20 protein-coding genes and 1 pseudogene are annotated in these 20130 nt (G+C 46.8%); 9 read left to right on the forward strand and 12 right to left on the reverse strand.

Annotation, left to right across the window (positions count from 1 at the left end; translation table 11 throughout):
* Positions 1 to 69 precede the first annotated feature (69 nt).
* On the reverse strand, positions 70 to 972 hold the full coding sequence (locus DI392_RS06375; RefSeq protein ID WP_109319077.1) for a LysR family transcriptional regulator: 903 nt from the start codon (positions 970 to 972) through the stop codon (positions 70 to 72).
* 100 nt (positions 973 to 1072) lie between these two features.
* Between DI392_RS06375 and DI392_RS06380 the strand changes: the two genes are divergently transcribed.
* Positions 1073 to 2314: an MFS transporter gene (locus tag DI392_RS06380; RefSeq protein WP_109319078.1), complete on the forward strand. Its 1242-nt coding sequence runs from the start codon at positions 1073 to 1075 to the stop codon at positions 2312 to 2314.
* An 84-nt stretch (positions 2315 to 2398) separates the two neighbouring features.
* Here DI392_RS06380 and DI392_RS06385 read toward each other — a convergent pair whose 3' ends face one another.
* On the reverse strand, positions 2399 to 3316 hold the full coding sequence (locus DI392_RS06385) for a DMT family transporter (protein WP_109319079.1): 918 nt from the start codon (positions 3314 to 3316) through the stop codon (positions 2399 to 2401).
* Between the two features lie 203 nt (positions 3317 to 3519).
* Between DI392_RS06385 and DI392_RS06390 the strand changes: the two genes are divergently transcribed.
* Positions 3520 to 4389 carry an AraC family transcriptional regulator gene (locus DI392_RS06390; protein ID WP_109319080.1) on the forward strand — a complete coding sequence of 290 codons (870 nt, stop codon included), beginning with the start codon at positions 3520 to 3522 and terminating at the stop codon, positions 4387 to 4389.
* On the opposite strand, the gene DI392_RS06395 is transcribed toward DI392_RS06390, so the two are convergent.
* Together DI392_RS06395 and DI392_RS06400 are read right to left on the reverse strand one after the other, a co-directional pair.
* A complete protein-coding gene (locus tag DI392_RS06395; RefSeq protein WP_109319081.1) occupies positions 4326 to 5054 on the reverse strand; it encodes a hypothetical protein in 729 nt (242 codons plus the stop codon). The two genes, DI392_RS06390 and DI392_RS06395, sit on opposite strands and share 64 nt — an antisense overlap.
* A complete protein-coding gene (locus tag DI392_RS06400) occupies positions 5051 to 5620 on the reverse strand; it encodes a cyclin-dependent kinase inhibitor 3 family protein (RefSeq protein ID WP_109319082.1) in 570 nt (189 codons plus the stop codon). Before DI392_RS06400 ends, DI392_RS06395 begins: the two co-directional genes overlap by 4 nt.
* A 231-nt stretch (positions 5621 to 5851) precedes the next feature.
* Between DI392_RS06400 and DI392_RS06405 the strand changes: the two genes are divergently transcribed.
* Positions 5852 to 6073 carry a hypothetical protein gene (locus DI392_RS06405; RefSeq protein WP_109319083.1) on the forward strand — a complete coding sequence of 74 codons (222 nt, stop codon included), beginning with the start codon at positions 5852 to 5854 and terminating at the stop codon, positions 6071 to 6073.
* A 103-nt stretch (positions 6074 to 6176) separates the two neighbouring features.
* On the opposite strand, the gene DI392_RS06410 is transcribed toward DI392_RS06405, so the two are convergent.
* From DI392_RS06410 to DI392_RS06420, 3 genes and pseudogenes are all read right to left on the reverse strand, one after another.
* Positions 6177 to 7343 carry an iron-containing alcohol dehydrogenase gene (locus tag DI392_RS06410; protein ID WP_109319084.1) on the reverse strand — a complete coding sequence of 389 codons (1167 nt, stop codon included), beginning with the start codon at positions 7341 to 7343 and terminating at the stop codon, positions 6177 to 6179.
* Between the two features lie 142 nt (positions 7344 to 7485).
* Positions 7486 to 7897: pseudogene (locus tag DI392_RS06415) on the reverse strand (nitroreductase family protein).
* 18 nt (positions 7898 to 7915) lie between these two features.
* Positions 7916 to 8959: an alkene reductase gene (locus tag DI392_RS06420; RefSeq protein ID WP_109319085.1), complete on the reverse strand. Its 1044-nt coding sequence runs from the start codon at positions 8957 to 8959 to the stop codon at positions 7916 to 7918.
* 184 nt (positions 8960 to 9143) lie between these two features.
* Here DI392_RS06420 and DI392_RS06425 point away from each other — a divergent pair, with 184 nt between their 5' ends.
* Positions 9144 to 9725: a TetR/AcrR family transcriptional regulator gene (locus DI392_RS06425; RefSeq protein WP_181388372.1), complete on the forward strand. Its 582-nt coding sequence runs from the start codon at positions 9144 to 9146 to the stop codon at positions 9723 to 9725.
* A 40-nt stretch (positions 9726 to 9765) separates the two neighbouring features.
* Here DI392_RS06425 and DI392_RS06430 read toward each other — a convergent pair whose 3' ends face one another.
* Together DI392_RS06430 and DI392_RS06435 are read right to left on the reverse strand one after the other, a co-directional pair.
* Positions 9766 to 10893 (reverse strand): HD-GYP domain-containing protein, encoded by a 1128-nt coding sequence (locus DI392_RS06430; protein WP_109319086.1) that lies wholly within the window; start codon positions 10891 to 10893, stop codon positions 9766 to 9768.
* Positions 10894 to 10900: 7 nt separating this feature from the next.
* On the reverse strand, positions 10901 to 12841 hold the full coding sequence (locus DI392_RS06435) for a sensor domain-containing diguanylate cyclase (protein WP_146194523.1): 1941 nt from the start codon (positions 12839 to 12841) through the stop codon (positions 10901 to 10903).
* A gap of 159 nt (positions 12842 to 13000) precedes the next feature.
* On the opposite strand from DI392_RS06435, the gene DI392_RS06440 reads away from it, so the two are divergent.
* Entirely contained in the window at positions 13001 to 13477 is a 477-nt protein-coding gene (locus DI392_RS06440) for a LabA-like NYN domain-containing protein (RefSeq protein WP_109319088.1), read from the forward strand.
* 32 nt (positions 13478 to 13509) lie between these two features.
* Here DI392_RS06440 and DI392_RS06445 read toward each other — a convergent pair whose 3' ends face one another.
* On the reverse strand, positions 13510 to 13896 hold the full coding sequence (locus DI392_RS06445; protein ID WP_181388373.1) for a protein tyrosine phosphatase family protein: 387 nt from the start codon (positions 13894 to 13896) through the stop codon (positions 13510 to 13512).
* Between the two features lie 41 nt (positions 13897 to 13937).
* Positions 13938 to 15038: an AbrB family transcriptional regulator gene (locus DI392_RS06450; RefSeq protein WP_109319090.1), complete on the reverse strand. Its 1101-nt coding sequence runs from the start codon at positions 15036 to 15038 to the stop codon at positions 13938 to 13940.
* 276 nt (positions 15039 to 15314) lie between these two features.
* Between DI392_RS06450 and DI392_RS06455 the strand changes: the two genes are divergently transcribed.
* The 4 genes from DI392_RS06455 to DI392_RS06470 all read left to right on the forward strand — a co-directional run bounded on the left by DI392_RS06455 (position 15315) and on the right by DI392_RS06470 (position 18286).
* Positions 15315 to 15950 carry a hypothetical protein gene (locus DI392_RS06455; RefSeq protein ID WP_109319091.1) on the forward strand — a complete coding sequence of 212 codons (636 nt, stop codon included), beginning with the start codon at positions 15315 to 15317 and terminating at the stop codon, positions 15948 to 15950.
* A gap of 18 nt (positions 15951 to 15968) precedes the next feature.
* The gene (locus DI392_RS06460; RefSeq protein ID WP_109319092.1) at positions 15969 to 16832 is read left to right on the forward strand and encodes a helix-turn-helix domain-containing protein; all 864 of its coding nucleotides are present in this window, start codon (positions 15969 to 15971) and stop codon (positions 16830 to 16832) included.
* Positions 16833 to 16887: 55 nt separating this feature from the next.
* Positions 16888 to 17514, forward strand: coding sequence for a LysE family translocator (locus DI392_RS06465; protein ID WP_109319093.1), 627 nt, complete (start codon positions 16888 to 16890; stop codon positions 17512 to 17514).
* Positions 17515 to 17629: 115 nt separating this feature from the next.
* Complete coding sequence (locus DI392_RS06470; protein WP_109319094.1) at positions 17630 to 18286, forward strand: SDR family oxidoreductase; 657 nt, start codon at positions 17630 to 17632, stop codon at positions 18284 to 18286.
* Between the two features lie 74 nt (positions 18287 to 18360).
* Here the strand turns inward: DI392_RS06470 and DI392_RS06475 are convergent, their stop codons facing one another.
* Positions 18361 to 19887, reverse strand: a complete 1527-nt coding sequence (locus DI392_RS06475) for a PTS transporter subunit EIIC (protein WP_181388374.1) — start codon at positions 19885 to 19887, stop codon at positions 18361 to 18363.
* Between the last annotated feature and the right edge of the window lie 243 nt (positions 19888 to 20130).

Consider the following 20130-nt stretch of genomic DNA (forward strand, 5'->3'; position numbering starts at 1 on the left):
CTCTTTAAACGTAGTATTGGTTGCATATTCTTGCAACTGATTACGTATATTTTTACTTTATATACGACCCTAATTACTGAGGCATTTTATGTATGTTTTCAGATGTTCAATAAAGCACCAAACTCGTCTGGGAAGGTGTTTTCTTCCGGCGTAAAATGCCTGGAGGACTAAATCTTCAGGCTCTGCTTCCAGCTCAACTATTTCTAACTGGCCGGTTTCCAGCGCTTTACGACAAGAATCCAATGGCAGTATGGCAAGGCCTAGTCCTGCAATGGCTGCTGATCTTGCCATATGACCACTATCCACTTTATATGCGCTTTTCACACTCTGATGAAAAATGGGATATTGGGAGGATTTAAAAACCCAGGGCTCTGCGTTTAGTGCGGTTTGAGTACTGATGCATGGGATCTGAGAAAGTTCGTCCAGCCTGTAAGGGCGACCGTGTTTTTTCAAAAATCCACCGGATGCCACCACTACGCTTGGCAGGCGGAACAGTTCCTGAGCGACCCAACCGCTATCACCGAGTTTTCCGCGACTAAAACGCAGAATAAGGTCAAAGCCATCCAGCAGTTCTTCTTTCTGGCCCAGACTCGTTTCGCAGCTCAGTGAGACAGAAGGGTGTCTGGTGCAGAACGATACGATGGCGTCTGAGATTACTGGGATATCAGGGACCAGTATCTTAAGGTGCCCCTCAATAGTCTGAGCATTCTGGCTAACGACTTCCAGCGCTTCATTCAATGCGGTTAATAGTATGCTGGTTGATTTGTAAAGCTGTTCGCCTGCTTGTGTTGGGGTGATGCGGCGGGTTGTTCTTTCCAGTAACCGCGTGCTCAGTTTTTCTTCCAGCAGGGCAACGTGGCGACTGACATTTGAGGTAGGCAGGTTAAGGTGATCGGCTGCTTTCTTAAAACTGTTGCACTCATAAACACAGTGGAAGCTTCTCAGCCATAGCTGGTCAATATTATTGATCATGGAATATCCCAAAATTCAGGATGGTAAAACCCACTGAGAGAACTTTATTGCGCTTGGTGGCTTATTACAATAAGTGCTTTCAGAACAAAGTGATATTCCTATGCTTACATATCTTTGGGCGCATATACAACGCCGCTGTACAGAAATTATCTGTTTCATTATTTATTTCCTTACTGCTCTCGATACATTAATTGTGGTGCCCTTTAGCGCGTCAATTGCTGTTGATACTGGTGTATCTGCGTCTATGGCTGGGTATCTTACTTCGGCTTATGCACTGGCTGCGGCGATGACTTGTTTAGTGATTAAAGGTTCGCAGAACCGGTATCGGGAGAAAAGACGTGTGCTTTTTTATCTGTCGGGACTGATGGCTGTCACCTTATCTACGGCTTTTATCAGCAACTTTTACTTAATACTGGTAACCCGGTTTCTGGCGGGGCTTTTTGGCGGTGCATCGACCATCGTTACACTCAACTATCTGCTTTTATGCTCTGAAGGAGAGGCAAAAAAGAAAAATACAGCGATATTATTAAGTGCGGTTCCATTAGCTCTCGCTCTGGGAGTTCCCCTGATTCTTCTGCTGGCTTCGGCTGCAAACTGGCGGTTAGGATTTCAGCTACTGGGATTGGCTCTTGCTGTGATTACCGTAATGTTTTTATGGCAGAGGCAGCCTGATATGTCAGGCCATTTATCCAGCAATGCCACCCAGAAACCCGAAGGACAATACCCGCCAAGGAAGAAATTACTCTTTACCAGTTCACTTGTCATTTTCGTTACAGTACTGAGTACATTTGTCGTGTCCACCCAGTACCCGGTTATGTTAATCACTAACCTTTCAATACCAGAAAATACACTGAGCCTGTGTTATATGTTGAGTGGTGTCGGATCATTTTTGATTATGCAGAGCTATGCCCGGCGTAGTTCCGGACGTTTCTCTGTCGGGAAGCTAATCGGTGTATTATCCCTTGCGATGGTGTGCTCTGTGCTTATTGGTTTTCATACAGAGGATGTGGACCTCACGGCCGTATTTTTTGCCTTATTCGTTATTGTCAGTTCAGCACGGACACTGATACTTATAACGGAAATTGTCAGCGCTCTTACTACTCAGGAACGAGTGAAGATAATTGGTATTCAGGGGGCTCTCAGACATTTCGCTATCACCCTTGGGGGGGCTTTGAGTAGTTTGCTTGTTATTGCCGGGGGAAACGCTGTGCTTGATTTCTCATATGTGGTTTATGCGTCGGTGGGGCTTACTCTCAGCACACCAGTGTTATGGCGGATCAACTCACGGCTGATGAACAAGAAAGCGCAGAGTCTTGAAGAAGAAGACAGGGTAGGGGGATGATCTGTCCGGTAGGGTGAATAAGACCAAACCGATGCAGACCACAGGTATCTGCAGGTCTGCATCGGCTGTTAGAAAACTTCCTGCTTATCTTTCCGCTACGGCTCTGATTCTTTTCGTCATTGCTTTACTTGTTTTCGGCTTGTAGAACATAACGATGTTACCCAGCAGGATAAGGGTTAACCCCAGCACCGCGGATTCCGTCCATACATATCCTTCATACGCGGTTGATACTCCCAGGGCAACCAGAGGAAACAGAACGGTGGCGTAGGCGGCGGAGGCCGTTCCGATACGGCCAACCAGCGTGAAGTAGGTGCCAAAACCGACGACGGAGCCAAATACCGCCAGATAAGCCAGGGCACTCAGATAGCTGATGCTGGTGTCGATCTGAAAGCTTGTCCCACTGACGAAAATGATGGCTATCATGGTCAGAGCCCCATAGAACATGGCGTAAGCATTCGCCGAGAGCACATCAATTCCCTGCTTCTGATTTCGGGCACTGATAATGTTGCCCAAAGAAAACCCGTAGGTACCCAATAGAGAAAGACCTATCCCTGTCAGTATATGTGAGCTTATATTACTCGCCTGTAAGTCCTGCCAGAACAGGCTGACGATGCCTATAATGCCAAATGTGCCGGCAATCAGAAATCGCCGTGTAATTTTCTGTTTCAGAAATATCATGCCATTCACAGCGTTAAATAGTATCGACATGGAAAACAGGACCGATTCTAACCCGCTGTTAATGTAGCGGTTCGCCGAGTAGAAACAGAGAAAATTAAAACAAAAAACGCACATGCCCTGCAGCAGACAAAACCGATGATCCCGTGCCGTGATCTTACTGAGACGGCCTGTTATTTTCAGCACCCCGAGCAGAAGAACCGAGGCAATTGTAAAGCGGTAAAACACTGAGACCATAGCGGGCACGTTACCGGTTTGTAATGAGATAGCAAACCAGGTGGTTCCCCAGATTAAGACTGTGATTGCATAAAGCAGTGTGTTAACCATAACGTATTTCCTTACCGAGAGCTTGAACATGTATTGTGCATAAAAGGGGGCTGATGAGATTGCACATAACAGCGTTGGATTTGCATATTCTTGCGGTTTTTTGTCCGGGTAAAGGTTATTTACTTGGCGTATAAAACGCAGAGGCATAAACTGGAACCGTCATAGTTCTCTGTGAAAGGTCAGAAAAAGAAAAGAGTGGTTCGATGTCCAGACAATATCAGATGTGCCAAAACCTCCAGCAACATAACGCCCGGCTACTGGATTCAGTCATGCTGGAAAATGGCACTGGGCTGGTATCATGGTCTAACCAACATGACCAGCTTTCTCTTGATGGGCCAGACCACCATACATTGAGCCTATATGTCGAAGATGGTTATGAGTCCTTTCTGAAAACATCATATGGCTGGAAAAATGGCGGAGCACCGGACCGTTTATGCCTGATGCCTAAAGATTATATGGCGAGTTGGGATATCCGGGGGCCGCTGTCGTTTGTGCATTTTTATTTCACTGATGCCCATCTTAGGGAGGTGGCTGAAAAGGTCTGGGATAAAAGCCCTGCACAGCTCAGTGTGGATGAACATATTTTTGTGGATGATCCGACCGTGACGGCCATATATCGACAGTTTTTGCTGAATTGTCAGTGGGGAGACTCTGCGGATCGGATGATGATGAGCTCCGCTATTTCCCTGTTATTGACTCACCTGGTGAAGCAGTACACGCATTTCAAGTGGTCACCGGTACAGGTTAAAGGAGGACTAGCTCCGTTTCAGCTGGCACGGGTGAAAGAATATATAGACGCAAACCTGAATACCGGTTTACAGCTTGCCGATTTGGCAGGAATAATCAGCCTGAGTGAATACCATTTCGCCCGGATGTTCAAACAGTCGGTAGGGCTTGCTCCTCACCAATATGTTATGCAGCAGAGGCTGATTAAAGCGAAAACATTGCTGCAGAACTCAACATTACCGTTAACCGATATTGCATTGCAGTGTGGTTTCAGCTCCTCCAGTCATTTTTCAAATAACTTTAAACGGGCGGTTGGATTCTCTCCGTCCAAATATCGTAGCCGATGAAGCATGTCTTGTTTACGTGCAATCATCTTATCCACCAGTTTTTGGCTTCCACCATTATTGAGTATTACCGCGCAGATCTTGTCATCCGGAATGTCGGTAACGACCTGGATTGCCTGAGAAAGATCGCCAGCGCTCATGTCTGAAAACAGGGTTAAAGCATGGGGGTTATCCTTGTTTGTGCGCAGTACATCAAGCTCGCCTACATGGGTCCCGAATGCTCTGCCTTTTGGATCGCCGCAGGCACGGTAGGATAAAGCGCCACCAACGTCTAAGGTGAGTACTACTTTCTTGCTGACTCCCTGATTATCGCCATCAAACCCGGCTGCGTCCCAGTTAGCGGTCCAGGCGTGTACGGCAAACCAATGCTGGGCCTGTTTTCTTTCGCTTTCATTGAAATGAGAAATGTGTTTTTTGTCTAACTCTACCCACCGGGTTGCTATCTGGCAGGGATCTTTACAGGGTATATAACTGAGGGTAGGGGCACCAGTGAGTTGGTATAGTTTAGCAGCCAGCCATTCGTTCCGGGCATGCATGGGAGATTCCAGAGTCTTAATATAGTAGTCCTGTCCGTCGCTGTCTCTGAAAATACCAGCCGGATTGCTGCCAAGCTGACCTCGTACTCTTAATAATAGGCTGCTGTCGAGTGGTGTCGGGTTCAGGCTCACTTCTGAATATCCTCTCTAATCGCCTTAGTTTTACGCACAAGAGAAAGTTGGGCGTAGGTTTCAATTGCCCCTTTTCGTTCCCGCCGTACCAGTCTGATGGCATCTATAGGTTCCATGCCCAGCTCAACCAAAAGCCGCGCGGTAATCATCCCCGCACGCCCCAGCCCACCTTTACAGTGAATCAACACGTGTTTTCCGCTGGATAATAAATGACGAATTTCATGTCCTTGGGTGATCCACTCCCTCTCAAACGTTTCAGTAGGAACGGAATAGTCTGCAATTGGCAAGTGTCGCCATTTCATTCCACGACGCTGGACCTCTTCTCCCAGTTGTGGAACTTTAAGCTCTATTAATTCTGATGGTTCTACTAAGGTCAAAACCAGTTGAGCTCCCCAGTTTTTGATTGTATCCAGATCCATGCCTAGGTCTCTGGACCAGGCCCCGGTCGCGGCTAATCGGTCGTGTTTTCCCGGACAAAAAGTGATCCCAATCCGGCCATGTGCCGGACTGGCCTGCACTTCCGCTATCTGAAGTGGGTGGGAATGACTGGTGCGTAAGGTTGCCATGTCGATTACCGATGAATAGGTCCTGTTTATATTGAATAACATCAGACTAAACAATTGGCAGCAAGAATGTATGATTTGTATCAATAAGCAAGCAAAGTGAGGTAAGAATACCAATCTGCTAATGACGTAATTATTCTTCCTGAAGTGGGTAGAAGAGTCATCCCTATGGTTTGCCTAATCAGGAATTATGTTCCATAGTTAGAGAGATCGGACCTGTTAGGAGCCAGGGATATGTTCAATTCCTTTAATAAAAATTTTATGCGGCAGATTCATGAAGCTCAGGAAAGACACCGGATCGCTGTTAACACTTATGAACAAACGACAGAACGTTACTTGTTGGCTGATGTGGATAGAAAAGTATGCAATGATGCTCTTGAGGATGAACTGAAAACGTATGCGAGGTTGGCTGAGCTGCACTATAAATATTTTATAGGCGCAGTGTGTGATGACTAAGACAGTATAACTCTCTTTATCTCATGACAGTCTGTCACTGATTATGTGGCGAAACCTCTCGGTTTCGCCACATTTTTGTTGTGTCAAAAGCCAGAAGCTTTGATTAGAAGCACTCTTCCAGAATACCCTGTACTTCTTCTGTGGTCAGTTTTTTATATCCGCCGCCAAGAATAATGGTAGATTCAGCAATTTTCGGCAGCATATCTTTGGTCGCGCCCAGTTCTTCAAGAGAGGTAACAATACCGCACTCTTTAGTGAACTGCTCCAGTGCATCCAGACCTTCCAGCGCAATTTCATCTTTCGTTTTGCCTTCAGGAGAAACACCCCAGATTTCAGTGGCAAAACGGACAAACTTATCGATGCCGTTTGAATAGATATGGCGGTAGTATGGCAGTGAAACGGCCGCCAGACCCATACCATGAGCACAGTCAGTGTAAGCGCCTAACTGGTGTTCAATCATGTGTACCTGCCAGTCCTGAGTTTTGGACAAGCCGGTTAGTGTGTTAAGAGCCAGAGTCGCATTCCACATAATGTTACTTCTGGCTTCGTAATCTTTAGGATCGTTCAGTGCCACACGAACATTGGCAATGGAAGACTTCAGCAGACTTTCAATCAGGTAATCACTGGTATTCACGCCTTCATCGGAGAAATATTGCTCCATCAGGTGAGACATGGTGTCAAATACACCGCTGACCATCTGATACTGAGAGACAGTGAATGTGTATTCAGGGTTCAGAATGGAGAACTTTGGATAGACATCGACAGGAAATACACGGCCTGCTTTATATTTCATTTCATCGTGCGTGATAACAGAACCGCCGTTCATTTCAGAACCCGTTCCAACCATGGTTAAGATAGAAGCAACCGGAACAATTTTGTTCGCCACATCCTGGAACTCTACCCAGTATTTCTGGAACGGGTCTTCTTCACAGTATGCCGATACCGAAATACCTTTTGCGCAGTCAATAACAGAACCGCCACCCACAGCAAGGATCAGGCTGACATCGTTATCACGAACCAGCTTGGCACCTTCCATCAGTTTTTCATAGGTCGGGTTAGGCATAACACCGGATAATTCAACGACTTTTTTCCCAGCTTTATTAAGAATAGAGATAACCTGATCATACAAACCGTTTGATTTAATTGCATTTCTGCCGTAAGTCAGCATGACAGTATCGCCGTAATCTGACAGCTCGTCTTTCAGCTTAGCCAGCGAATCTTTACCGAAATGGATTTTTGTTGGGTTGTAGTATGAAAAATCTAATTGCATTGTGAGCTTCCTTTGTTAGTAGCGAATTTTGGTTAGCAGCGAGTTTTGTTATTATAGAAGACCGGGTTAAATGCCGTATGTCCGGTCCTCTTTATAATTTGCCTGATTTTGTATTTCTTTTTCGTTAGAATTTTTGCCGCTGTTACAGTACCTGAACGATATCTTTGGCTGCCAGGCGAGATTTCGGCAGGTCGGCGTTATAATATTCTGCGGTATCACGGTAACCAATAGCCAGTGCCACGTCGCAGGTATAGCCATCCAGCTCTTCTTTAAATACCTGGCTAATTGCATCGGAATCGATCACTTTCTCATAATCGTCCCGGTTATAGGCCGGGTTATGCGCAAACAGGATAATGTGGGACGCTTCCAGCGCGTGTCTTTGCTTCGTTGCTCTCAAGCACAATAAATTTCCATGGCTGGGAGTTGATCGAAGAGGCAGAAAGGCGCATGGCCTCAGTCACAACCGCCAGATCTTCCTGAGACACTCGCTTCGAGGTGTCGTATCGTTTTGTCGTATAGCGGCTTTTCAGATCAGTAATGATAGGGTGAGTCATGATAATATCCATGTTAAATTAAATAAGTTGCTCAAGCATGCCTGGGTCATAATCGGTCAGCGCCTGTCCTTCCTGCACCCGTGCTACATAATCCGGATTGGCAATAAAAGGGCGACCAACGGCCAACAGTTCAAACGCGTCCTGTGTCATCGCCTCAGCACCTGTTTCGGCGGTGTAGCCACCAACTGCTATCAGGGTTTTTGAGTAGTTCTGACGCATGTATTCAGATACCCGGCCACCCAGGTGGTCAAACTCCATGCTGTCGTCAAACATACCTTCATGCAGATAAGCCAGCTCGCGTTTTTCCAGCTCTGCCAGCAGATAATCGAACACGGCACGATCCCGCGGATCCGGGCTCATGTGAGCATAAGCGCCCGGGGACAAGCGCAGGCCGGTACGATAGCCGCCAATACGCTCAACGATGGCATCAACCACTGCCAGCGGAAAGCGGGCCATATTGTCCGGAGTCTGTCCATAGTCGTCTTTCCGCTGGTTGGTGTCATAGTGCAGGAACTGATCGAGCAGGTAACCGTTAGCGCCATGGACCTCAACGCCGTCAAATCCGGCAGCAATCGCGTTTTCGGCTGCGGCAGCATAATCTTCGATCAGCTGTTTTATTTCTTCTGTGGTGGCCGCTTTAGGTATGGTGTATATCAACTCACGCATGCGAGGTACCGAGCCTTCAAAAGCCACAGCAGAAGGCGCTAGTACGTGGTCACCATCAAAAAAATGAGGGTGGGCAACTCGTCCGGTATGCCATAACTGAGCAAATATTTTGCCGCCTTTCTCATGCACGGCGGAGGTGACTTTTTTCCAGCTTTCAACTTGCTGCTGAGTAAACAGTCCGGGAGTATTTGGGTAGCCCTGGCCGTCTGCACGAATAATAGTCGCTTCCGAAATAATTAAACCAGCGTCAGCTCGGCGAGCGTAATAGGCTGCCATGTCATCTGTTGCGACCAGCCCTTCACCAGCCATGCAGCGAGTGAGAGGGGCCATTACAATGCGGTTGTTTAAGGTGATCTGGTCATTCAGTTTGTATGGTTGAAACAATATATCTGTCATCACTGTGTCCTGATGGTGAGAATGAGTTCTGATTTTTCAGCGTAGTACTATGCTAAAACATATTTGAACGATCATTCAAGATGTTTTTTGAACGAACGTTCAAATATGGCTTTGTCAGGTTCTGCTTTTCAGAGTAAAATGACAACCTGATTAAGCAGACAAGACATCGGCGAAGAGAAATAGTGTGCGTGTAGCAGAATTTGACAGAAAGCAGGTCCTCCGCTCTGCGATGTATGAATTTATGTCGAAAGGGTTCAATAAAACCAGCATGCAGGATCTAAAAAAGGCGACCGGATTGCATCCGGGGTCTATTTACTGTGCGTTCGAGAATAAACGTGGGTTACTGCTGGCGGCTCTTGACCATTACGCTGAGGAAAGGGCGGCTGAATTTACAGCGATTTTTGCTGCTCAGCCAACGGTGATGGCAGGCCTGAGAAGTTATCTTCTGATGATTGTCGATGAGTGTGAATGCAACGAGATCAAGGATTGTCTGCTACAAAAAGCGCTCAATGAAATGTCACAGCAGGATGAAGATGTCGAGCAGGTGATCCGGGAGATGCTTCAGACCTGGAAGCTAGGCTTACAGACGAAACTGGAAGAAGCACAGGGCACAGGAGAAATCAGTCCGGATGTCGACTGTGATTTTCTGGCGGATTATCTGGTGATGAGTATTTATGGTCTGCGCTCTTTTGCTCATACCAAGCCGGAAAAAGGGCTGCTTTGCAGAATGACCGATCAACTGCTTGCTTCGCTATTTGCCGTATAGCGTGGTTTACGTATCATAAGCGGCTGATGGTTTCCCTTTTTCATGACTCGTCTTTGTCTCTGAGTTCAGTGACGATATAAGTTACTTCTTCACGATTTGTAATCAGCGCTTCAACACAGTCCCGATCGAGCTTTCCGGCACGCGCCATTGCGGTTAGCTCGGCAAAAGCATCATCTATTGACCAAGGGTTTTTATATGGTCGCTTGCTGGTCAGGGCGTCAAAAATGTCCGCTACCGTAGTAATCTTGGCTTCGATCGGAATTTTATCCCCGGTCAGGCCATGCGGATAGCCACTGCCATCAAGAAACTCATGGTGATAAGCCACGATATTGAGCATTACCTTAGAATCACTCAGGTGGGATAACTGATAGTCTTCCAGTACCTGAGATATAATGTGTACGCCTTTATTCACGTGTTCTTTCATTAAGTTATATTCTTCTGCATCAAGCCGGCCTTTCTTCAGCAAGATACGGTCTGGAATACCGATTTTTCCGATGTCATGGAGCGGAGTAAACAGATAAATATGTTCAATCGTTTCATCGGAAAACTGATACTGATCCGCTATCGTTCTGGCAATCAGGCGGGAAAATTGCGCCATACGATTTAGATGCATGCCGGTTTCAAAGTCTCTGAGATGCGCATATTCTTTGGCTGCTTTGGCTGTGGCTAACAGAGAGTGGACAGCCGAGATCTCGGTAGAAATGGTCAGGGTAATCATCTTGGCAAACAGTATGAGATCCCGTTGAATATGATCTCTGAAATAGTTTTTCTCGTCGCTGTCGATGAAGATAAAGCCAATAAACTGACTACCTGCAAGCATAGGTATCGTAAAGGAAGAGCTGTATCCCTGTTCTAATAACCAATTTGAGTGCGCAGTACCTGTCGGGATCTCCTGTTGAATATTGTCGATGATGCGGCTAGTCCTTTGCTCTTTTAACTGGCTGAGTTCGTAGCTCTTGCTCAGGGGATACTGATAGCCGGCAATGGCATGGCCAGTGTGAGTGCTGTTGATAAATGTTTTTAGCAGGTCAGTATCCGGGTCATAGAGAGCACAGGCAACACGGCATACTCCGGGCATACGTTCGAGAATGCTGTTATGCAGCTCTTTCAGTCGCTCTGTCAGAGAGTGTGCCGCATTGTTAAATTCTGTCTTTTGATATTTTGTCATAGTTAACCTATACAGCTTGTTCTTCCCTATAGATTTCTACCCGATTCCGGCCAAGCGTTTTCGCCTGATAAAGAGCCCGGTCTGCTCGCTCGAGGATGGCGTCTATGTCTGAATCGTCTTTACGTATTTCGGTGATACCAATACTGATAGTATAGGTGATAATATTGTCACCTACTCGCAGTGAAGCTGCAGCGATCCGGGTTCGTATCCGATTAGTGAAGTGAATGGCCATCTCTTCATCGGTACCCGTCAGAATTAGCCCGAATTCTTCGCCGCCTAATCTGCCTGCAACATCGACCTTACGTACCTCATCATGGAGTATGTTGGCGACTTGTTTGAGAACATCGTCTCCGGTTCGGTGCCCGTATGTGTCATTGATAGATTTAAAGTGATCCAGATCGAGCATAATGATGGCGACTGGGTGATTCTTTTTACGATGAGAGCGTTCCAGCTCAATGGAGAGTTGATCGAAAAACGCTCTCCGGGTGGGGAGTTGTGTCAGAAAGTCTGTCGTAGCCAGTTTACGCAATTCTTTTTCCATTTTCTTGCGTTCGGTAATATCACGCGATGAGGCATAGAAGAAAATACCATCGTCGGTGGTTATCCATTTACTGTTGATTTCTACCTCAATAATGGAGCCATCTTTGCGTCGGTGTTTGGTTTCAAATCTTTTGGGCTTGTCGGTGAAGGACGATATGTTTTTTGTTATCTGTTCTGGTGGTATCTCGGCTTCCCAGTCACGCACATTAAGTTGATAGGCTTCTTGTTCGGTATACCCCAGCATAGTGGCAAATGAATGGCTAAGGGCGACGACGTTTCCTTGCTGATCAAGTACATGAATACCATCGCTGGCCATCTCCATGTAAACCCTGTTTTTCTGTAATAGGTTTTGTATACGTCTGTTCAGGCTTTTCAGCTCATTGATATGTTTACCCTGACTGGCGTAGGCGACAAAAAACTTATTCAGGAGACCCGCGAAAATCAGCCCGAATATCGTGGTAATAAACAGAGTAATCCCCGAGCTGTATTTCAGGTTTTGTTTTATATGAGCTTCCTGAAAAGCAAGGTATTTACTGTTCAAGGATAGTATTAACACTAATTTCTGACTTAAGGGTAAGTGCAACTGCCTGGAAAAGAAGGTCGAAGTTCCATAAGTGTCGTGTTGCAACACCATATCCGTGTCAGGTAGGTCAGAAGATAGCCCAGGCCGGCCCGTATAACGGCTCCAGTTCCTGTCCGGGTCATAATGCATCAGAACTTCACCATCTTCGTCAGCCAGGATCACGTTATACAGAGGGGCATTGGTAAGGTTGTCGAATAAGGGCTGCATAAAATAGTTGATGATTAAAATACCTTTAAATGCCTGTTGGTCAGCTAAAGGCATAATGGCCCGTAGGGTGGGCTTGTATGGCACCTCGACTTTTCCGTGCTCCATATTCAGGTCAAGATCGGAAAACCACACTTTATCTGCCGGACGGCCGATGGATTCATAATAAAAATAGCGGTGAGCTATATCCTGTAGCTGTGATTGGGCTACCACTGTTGCAGGCTCATCTAGTCGATCACGTTCAATTCGGACTACTTCCATGCCAGACTCATCAATGTATCTGATTTTCATGATGTCGTTCTGACTTTTTGCCATAGCTAGGGCGAGCTCTTCCAGAGATTGTCTGGAGGATGAAGAACCGGTCAGGAATTGATTAAAGCTGTCGCTTTCCCTGATAGAGGTAATCGTGTTTTCTGAGCGGGTAAAGAATGCGGAAAAAACCATTTCTCTTTCCTGGGTCTTTTTTACCGCATTAGCTAACGCCACCGTTTCGGTCTGTCCGGAAAAATGAATCTCTGAGTTAAAAAATTGGTGGTGACGATGACGATTCCAAAGGAAATCAGGATTAAAATCAGTCTGGGGAGATTCTCTTGTAAAGACATTTATTCGCTTCCAATTCACATAGTTGCCTGATATGAAGAATAGCACTATTCTACAACAGAGTTATTTTATCCGGTTGGTATTGAGGTGCCACCATCAATATATTTTGTATCGGTGTATGACTTGACACGCTCATTCTATCGCGCAAGCTAGTGGCTTTCGCACTAAAGAGTAATAAATATGCAGTCAGTTGCAATTTTGGTGGATGTGCAGAATGTCTACTACACCACACGTGAAAGGTTCCATGCCCATTTTGATTACAATGTCTTCTGGCGTCGTGTGACTCAGGACCGGCGGGTCATTCAGGCGAATGCCTACGCGATAGCCAGCCGACAGGAAAAGCAACGCCAGTTCCACCATATTCTGCGGGGTATTGGCTTTGAGGTAAAACTAAAGCCGTTTATTCAGCGTTTGGATGGTTCAGCAAAAGGCGACTGGGATGTCGGCATTACGCTGGATGCGATAGAGCTGGCAATGGATGCGGACGTGATTGTACTGGTGTCCGGAGACGGTGATTTTGACCTGCTGGCACAACGTATCCGGAATAAATATCATAAGGATGTTGAGGTGTACGGCGTCGAAGACCTTTCCGCTCAGTCTCTGATTGACGCTGCGACCCGGTTCTACCCGATTGATGGCGATCTGCTGAAAGGTTGAGCACCCGGACACTTTCAATCGTATTTGCCGGATCAGCCCAGAGAATACCCACAATCCCGGGCCCGTGCGATACGGTTTTCCATTGAGGTCAGATCGTCGCTGCCCACCACCCATAAGATGGAACATCGTGTGCCGGAACGGCAAAAAGCGAGAAGAGGACGGGGGGCCTGTTTTAATATTTCTCCGAACTGGGCGGCATCTTCAGCTGTTAAGTGACCTACCGGCTGATGAATATAGGTGAGCCCCAGTTCATTGGCCTGATTTTCTATGTCCAGATTGAAAGGTTGAAAGGGTTCTTCATTATCGGGACGGTTATTTATGATCGTCTTAAAACCCAGCTCCGCGATTTTATGTACATCTCCTGGTGAAATTTGGGGAGAGACGGCAAAATCGTCGGTCAGTTGCTTTATCTCTAACATGTCAACTCCTGGCTGATCTGAAAAGTGAGTGGCTGAGAACATTAATGGGCTACCTTCTCGGACCGTAGCTGACGAATAGCCAGCCAGCGGGCTATTGCCGGACCGCAGATAAGTACCAGAATCAACCGGGCTGTCTGCATCATCATGACAAATGATATATCAGCTTGTCCTGATGCTGCAATAATGGCAACAGAATCCGCACCACCTGGGCTCATAGCCAGATAAGCGGTGAGTGGGTCAATACCCATGGTGATGACCAGCACTTGTGACATCAGAGCACAGCCCCCGATCAGCAAGACGATGGATAGCAGGATGCTCGGCAGGATTTTGAGTGCATAAGCGAGGATTGAACGGTCAAAGCGAAACCCGATGTTCCAGCCAATAATGGTGTAAGAGAGAAGCAATAAAGGCTGGGGTAAAGTCAGGTGTACCACCTGTGTCGCACTGGCGACCAGTCCCACAGCCAGGGTGATCAGCAAAGGACCGGCTGGCAGACGGGTGATGCGTGCCACGATGATACTGACTGCCATCAGCGCTAGGGTCTGCAAAAAATCGGTCCGGCTGGTTATCTGCCAGGAAAAATCAGCCAGTGCCGGTTGTGGGGCTGTCGTCAGATCATTCGCCCAGAAATGGGTGACCAGTACAGCGGTCACCGTGACGATCACTACGCGCAGATATTGCATCAGTGCCACTAATCTGACATCAGCATCAAAGCTTTCAGCCATAATGGTCATAGCCGTCGCGGCCCCGGGGCTGGTTCCCCAGATGGCGGTGGAGCCGGGTAGTACATTGCTTCTGGTGAGCAGCAGGCCAAGCCCATTGCTCAGCAGTTGTACTGAACCGATGCCCAGCGTAAACAGTGTCCAGTGATCCGTAATATTATTCAGTGTCATTACCGGGATAGAACTGGCTATCATGACACCGATGATTCCTTGCCCCAGCGTCAGGCAGGGTTTGGGTAATTTAACTGATTGGTTAAGAACTGCAAACGTAATGGCACAAATCAGCGCACCCAACAGATAAGCCGCCGGAACAGAGCTGTAATCCAGATAAATCGAGATTGCGGATGTTATCACCAACAGTGCCAGCCACCTGATTCCGGAAAGCCAGAGATGAGATTGTAGAGGCGATACTTTTGTCATTACTGAGTGTCTTTTTATCAGGGAATGTTATCCGTTCAGGAAGATGTGTCGGCCATGTATTGTATCTGTAGAGTTTATTCATCTTTAGCGCATATATAGGTAATCGCACGCGAATACATGTCTCTCAACAGTATACCTGCCAAATAATTCCTATGAAATGAGTTTAAATGGCGTAAAATGAGGGTTTACCGTATTTCGTATAGTTACCAGGGAAGGCAGAGGAAACCTTGTGTAGATATACGATGATAAAAAGATACTGAATAAATCGATAATAATATGACACAGACAGATAAAATGCTTGGTGAAGAACTACTGGCAAGGCTGGTCGGACATTTTGGAGTGACCCATTCAAACAAGGATGGCGGTTATATACTGCCTGATGGCTCTCTGTTAAATCTGAACAGATCTAACCTGAGTACGAAGCAATATCACCGGGAAGTCGCGGCATTGCTGCCGGAAGAGATGCAAGGCGCATGCGATGAAATTGGTATCGTAAACCTGATGACGACCACAGGGATGATCCGTTATGAGGCTCAGGGCAGGGTGCATGTTGCGACATTGCCGACACCGCAGCAGCGCCAGCGGTTATTTAATATCATGAAGTACAGCGAAACGGATTACCTGGTGCTGGTTTCAGATAAGACGGCCGCAACCATCGGTGAACAGAAGTTCAAATCGCCGCAGGCTCATGAGCTGTTGCGGTTCTTTGAGCGTTGTTTCGGCGGTGAACCCAAACAGTTCAGGGCTGATGAGTTTGCTATTGGTAAGGATGGGGAAAACTATATTCTGACTTTTCGTCCGGGTAAACTTGAGGTGGCGCGTTATGACTCGGTATCAGAAACCTTTACGGTCGAGCCGCAGTTTAAAGGCGTTCTTGATATGTTTAAACAGCGACTGGCAAAGATTAAATAGCCCGTATTGTGATTAAACATGGCTGACAATATCCGTGATATCAGGCAAGGCTACTGGCGTTGTGATGCGCTCCCCCAACTGGTGATCAGAACCACTTGTAACAGTATCAAAAGTTACAAGGCGCATAGCCATTCAGAGCTGTCTCTCGGGCTCATTGAGGCAGGTCAAACCTGCCTGTCGGCCCGGGGGGCGGATATTACCCTTAGTTCCGGCGATATGGTGCTTATTGAGCCTCACCTGGTGCATGCCTGTAACCCTGTTCAGGGGCTCCCGCGTAGTTATCGCATGCTTTATATTGACCATCAATGGTGCTGTGATGTGCTCTCGGAGTGTTACCAGCAAAAGGTGACCCGTTTCATCTGTGAGAAGGGCATGCTTCTCGTCTCGGATAAGGAAAACGAACTGCCGGGTTTGATAAGTACACTGACTGAGAGTTGTGCTCCCAGAGATGTCTCTCTGGTACATGAACGGTTACGCTCTGTGGTGCAGGCTTATTGCTCTCCGTTACTAAATAGTGAAGAGGATGACGGAATTGCTTACCGGGTAAGAGAGTGGCTGCTGGAACAGGTTGAGAGCCCTCCTTCGATTGAAGATATTGCGCGGCAGGTCGGGCGAACTCCCGAATCGGTTATTCGCAATTTTAAACGCCGCTTTGGTATTACGCCCAGAGCGTTTTTAAACAACTGCCGGGTTGAAAAGGCTAAGCGATTGTTACGTACCGGAATGAAAATAGCCGATGTTGCTCTTGAAGTTGGCTATTCAGACCAGAGCCAGCTACATAAAGCGTTTGTCAGTTATACCGCTTCGACCCCGGGACAGTACCAGAACAGCCCCAATAAAAATAACAGTAGCATGAATAACAGGGTCAATTTTCGACAATAAGTGGTAAGCAGACCGGCGTAAAGTGATATCACTTTTTAACTTCAGGTGATATTTGATGACTCTGGCAACACTATTTCCTTCCGCATTTCCTGCGCTCGCGTTAGCTCACTTTTTAGCATTACTCAGTCCCGGACAAGATTTTTTTCTAATCGTTTCGCACTCCGTCAGGCACCGGCTGAAAGGGTGCCGGTATATCTGTATTGGCATTGCTGTCGGGAATGCGGTTTATATTGCTATGGCGATAATCGGCTGGTCTGGTATCCGGGACAATCCGGTTATTTTTTCCGTCGTGGAGGCGTTAGGAGCCGGGTATTTACTGTGGATCGGCTGGATGCTGCTCAAAAGTAAACCGGACAACGGGATCCAGGGAAAAGAGGCTGAGGATGCCCCTTCTATTCCAAAGCAGTTTTTACTTGGGGTCAATTCTGCGCTGCTGAATCCAAAGAATGCGCTTTTTTATATGAGCCTGATGACCGTTATTCTGGGCAGTCAGACCACTTTGCTACAACAAATGGTATGCGGTGCATGGATGGTAACTGTCGTATTGCTATGGGACTTATGGATAGCTGTCGCCATGGGTCACCCCAAGATCCAGTCCTGTTTAAAGCAGAGCCTTCATTTGGTGGAAAAAGGGGCTGGAGTGATGCTGATCAGCATAGGTATTGGTTTGTTTCTTATGTAAAACATGTCTGTAATACGGATTTATTCTGCTTCAGAAATGGATAGGATTCGTAGCAGGTTGTATGAAATATAGTGACTGGCTATAGTAATTAAATCTATTTTAAGAAGGTGATGACATGAAAACCGTTTTAATTACCGGGGCTAACCGTGGTATTGGTCTTGAACTTGTTAAGCAATATCTGAGTGCGGGGTATGACGTCTACGCCGCCTGCCGTAAAACCAGCAATGAACTGTCTGCAACGGCGGCTCATATCATTCAGGACATTGATGTGTCTGAACCTGCCGGGGTCGAATCACTGAAAGCGCAGGTGCCAGAATTGGATATCCTGATCAATAACGCCGGCATCTTACGTGATGAGGTGCTCGGTCAGCTCAACTATGCCACGATAGAAGAACAGTGGAAGGTCAATACCCTTGGCCCTTTGAAAGTAACCGAAGCTCTACTTGAACAATTGCGTGACGGCGGGAAGATCGCGTTTGTTTCCAGCCGGATGGGCTCGATTGCAGATAATACCTCCGGAGGACGTTATGGTTACCGTATGTCGAAGGCGGCACTGAATGCAGCGGCGGTATCGGTGGCTCACGATGTTGCTCATCGCAATATTTCTGTTGCTATTCTCCATCCCGGTTATGTACAGACCGACATGGTTGGCGGTCGCGGAGAGATCCCTGCGAGCGAAGCCGCACAGCGTCTGTTTACCCGAATCGATCAGTTGGATATGTCCAACAGCGGGACATTCTGGCACTCAAATGGCAGTGAGCTTCCGTGGTAACGGAGATAAATACGTCGCACATCAGGTGCGACGTACGTTTTAGAACTGTATGTTTTTATGATGAAAGTCAGTGACTAATTATCATTAATTTTGTCGGCAATGAACTGAGCCTTAGCACCGAATATTACCTGAACGCCGTTAGATCCTACGTTAATCACACCCATCGCCCCAACATCTTCCAGTCCTTTCCGGTTGACGACATCAGGGTCTTTAACCTCCAGTCTCAGTCGGGTAATGCAGGACGTGACGGAGGTCAGGTTGTCTTTGCCACCAAGGAAATCGACCACCAGTTTTGTTAGCTGGTCAATACTCAGTTCTGGTTCTTCTTTTACCTCATCAGTACGTCCTGGAGTTTGCAGGTCAAACTTACGAATGGCATAACGGAAAGTCACGTAATAAAGAATCGCCATTGGAACACCAACAATGACAGCGGCGAAGTAGTTGGTTTCAAAACCATTCATAGACGGCATAATGCCCAGAGTCACGTAGTCAATAAAACCGGCAGAGAACGATTTCGCCAGGTGAGCGTCCAGCAGGTACATAAACATGTATGCAAAGCCAGCGCTTACTGCGTTAAACAGGTACAGAAGTGGCGAAATAAAGATGAAGGTAAACTCTACCGGTTCTGTAATTCCGGTCAGGAAACAGGTCAGCGCGGCTGAGAACAAAATACCAGCGGCATATTTACGGTTTTTGGTTTTTGCTTCATGGAACATAGCAAGACAGGCGGCTGGTAATGCGAAAAGCATAAGAGGGAACTCACCCTGCATAAACTTGCCGACACCATGGTATGTAGAAGAATCGAAGTCTTTCACACCATCAGCCAGCATTTTAAACCAGATGACCTGATCACCGTTGACTGCTGGCCCTGCTTCCGGAGTAAATTCACCGAAACTGAACCAGAAAGATGGGTACCAAATGTGGTGCAGGCCTGTTGGAATCAGAGCTCGTTCGGTAAAGCCAAAAATGAAAGTGGACAGAGCCTGATTGCCGCCGTTGACAATACCTGACAATCCGTCGATACCCGCCTGAACATAAGCCCATATGTAAGGAAGAATCAGGCCGAGGATAAAGGCTGAAAATGCAGTGGCAATAGGTACGAAGCGTTTACCGGCAAAAAAGCCAAGGAAAGCGGGAAGCTGAATAGTATAAAAACGGTTATACATACTGGCAGCCAGTATACCGGCAATTAAGCCACCAAATACGCCGGTTTGCATACTTGGAATTCCAAGCACCAGTGTATATGCACCGCCATTTAATGCCATTTCCTGAGTGACTCCGGCAGAAACACCGATGGTCATATTCATCACTAACATGGCGATAACGGCGGCTAAGGCAGAAACCCCGGATTCTTTTGTCAGCCCAACCGCAGCCCCGACAGCGAAAAGCAGTGGCAGGTTACCGAAGATAACTTCACCGGCCCCCACCATCAGTGGGATACCCAGTTTGTCACCAAAGGCCAATAGCAGGCCGGCGGCAGGTAGTATTGAAATGGGCAGCATTAACGCACGCCCTACTGTGGACAGTTTGGAAACGCCCTGTTTCACAGCGGAAAATGGTGATGAGCCTTTTGTCTGGCTCACCGCAGCTTGAGTAGTCATACAAAACTCCGTTTGTGTTAAGTTCATTTCCTAATCTAGTGATTTGAGAAGGAAAAGAAGTAGAGTTTTGTAATTTGAATGTAAGTAAGAACTTACGTTTATTCTGAATGTAATCAGGTTATTAACGTTAACCCGTCAAGGAAAGTACACTTAGCTATCAGTTTGATTTTTATTTTTATTTTTCAGTTAGTTACATTGTTTTTATGAATGTGAGATCCAGTTTGAAAAATGGAACTTTTAGCA

The sequence above is a fragment of the Vibrio albus genome, from assembly GCF_003144035.1.
Taxonomy (GTDB): domain Bacteria; phylum Pseudomonadota; class Gammaproteobacteria; order Enterobacterales; family Vibrionaceae; genus Vibrio; species Vibrio albus.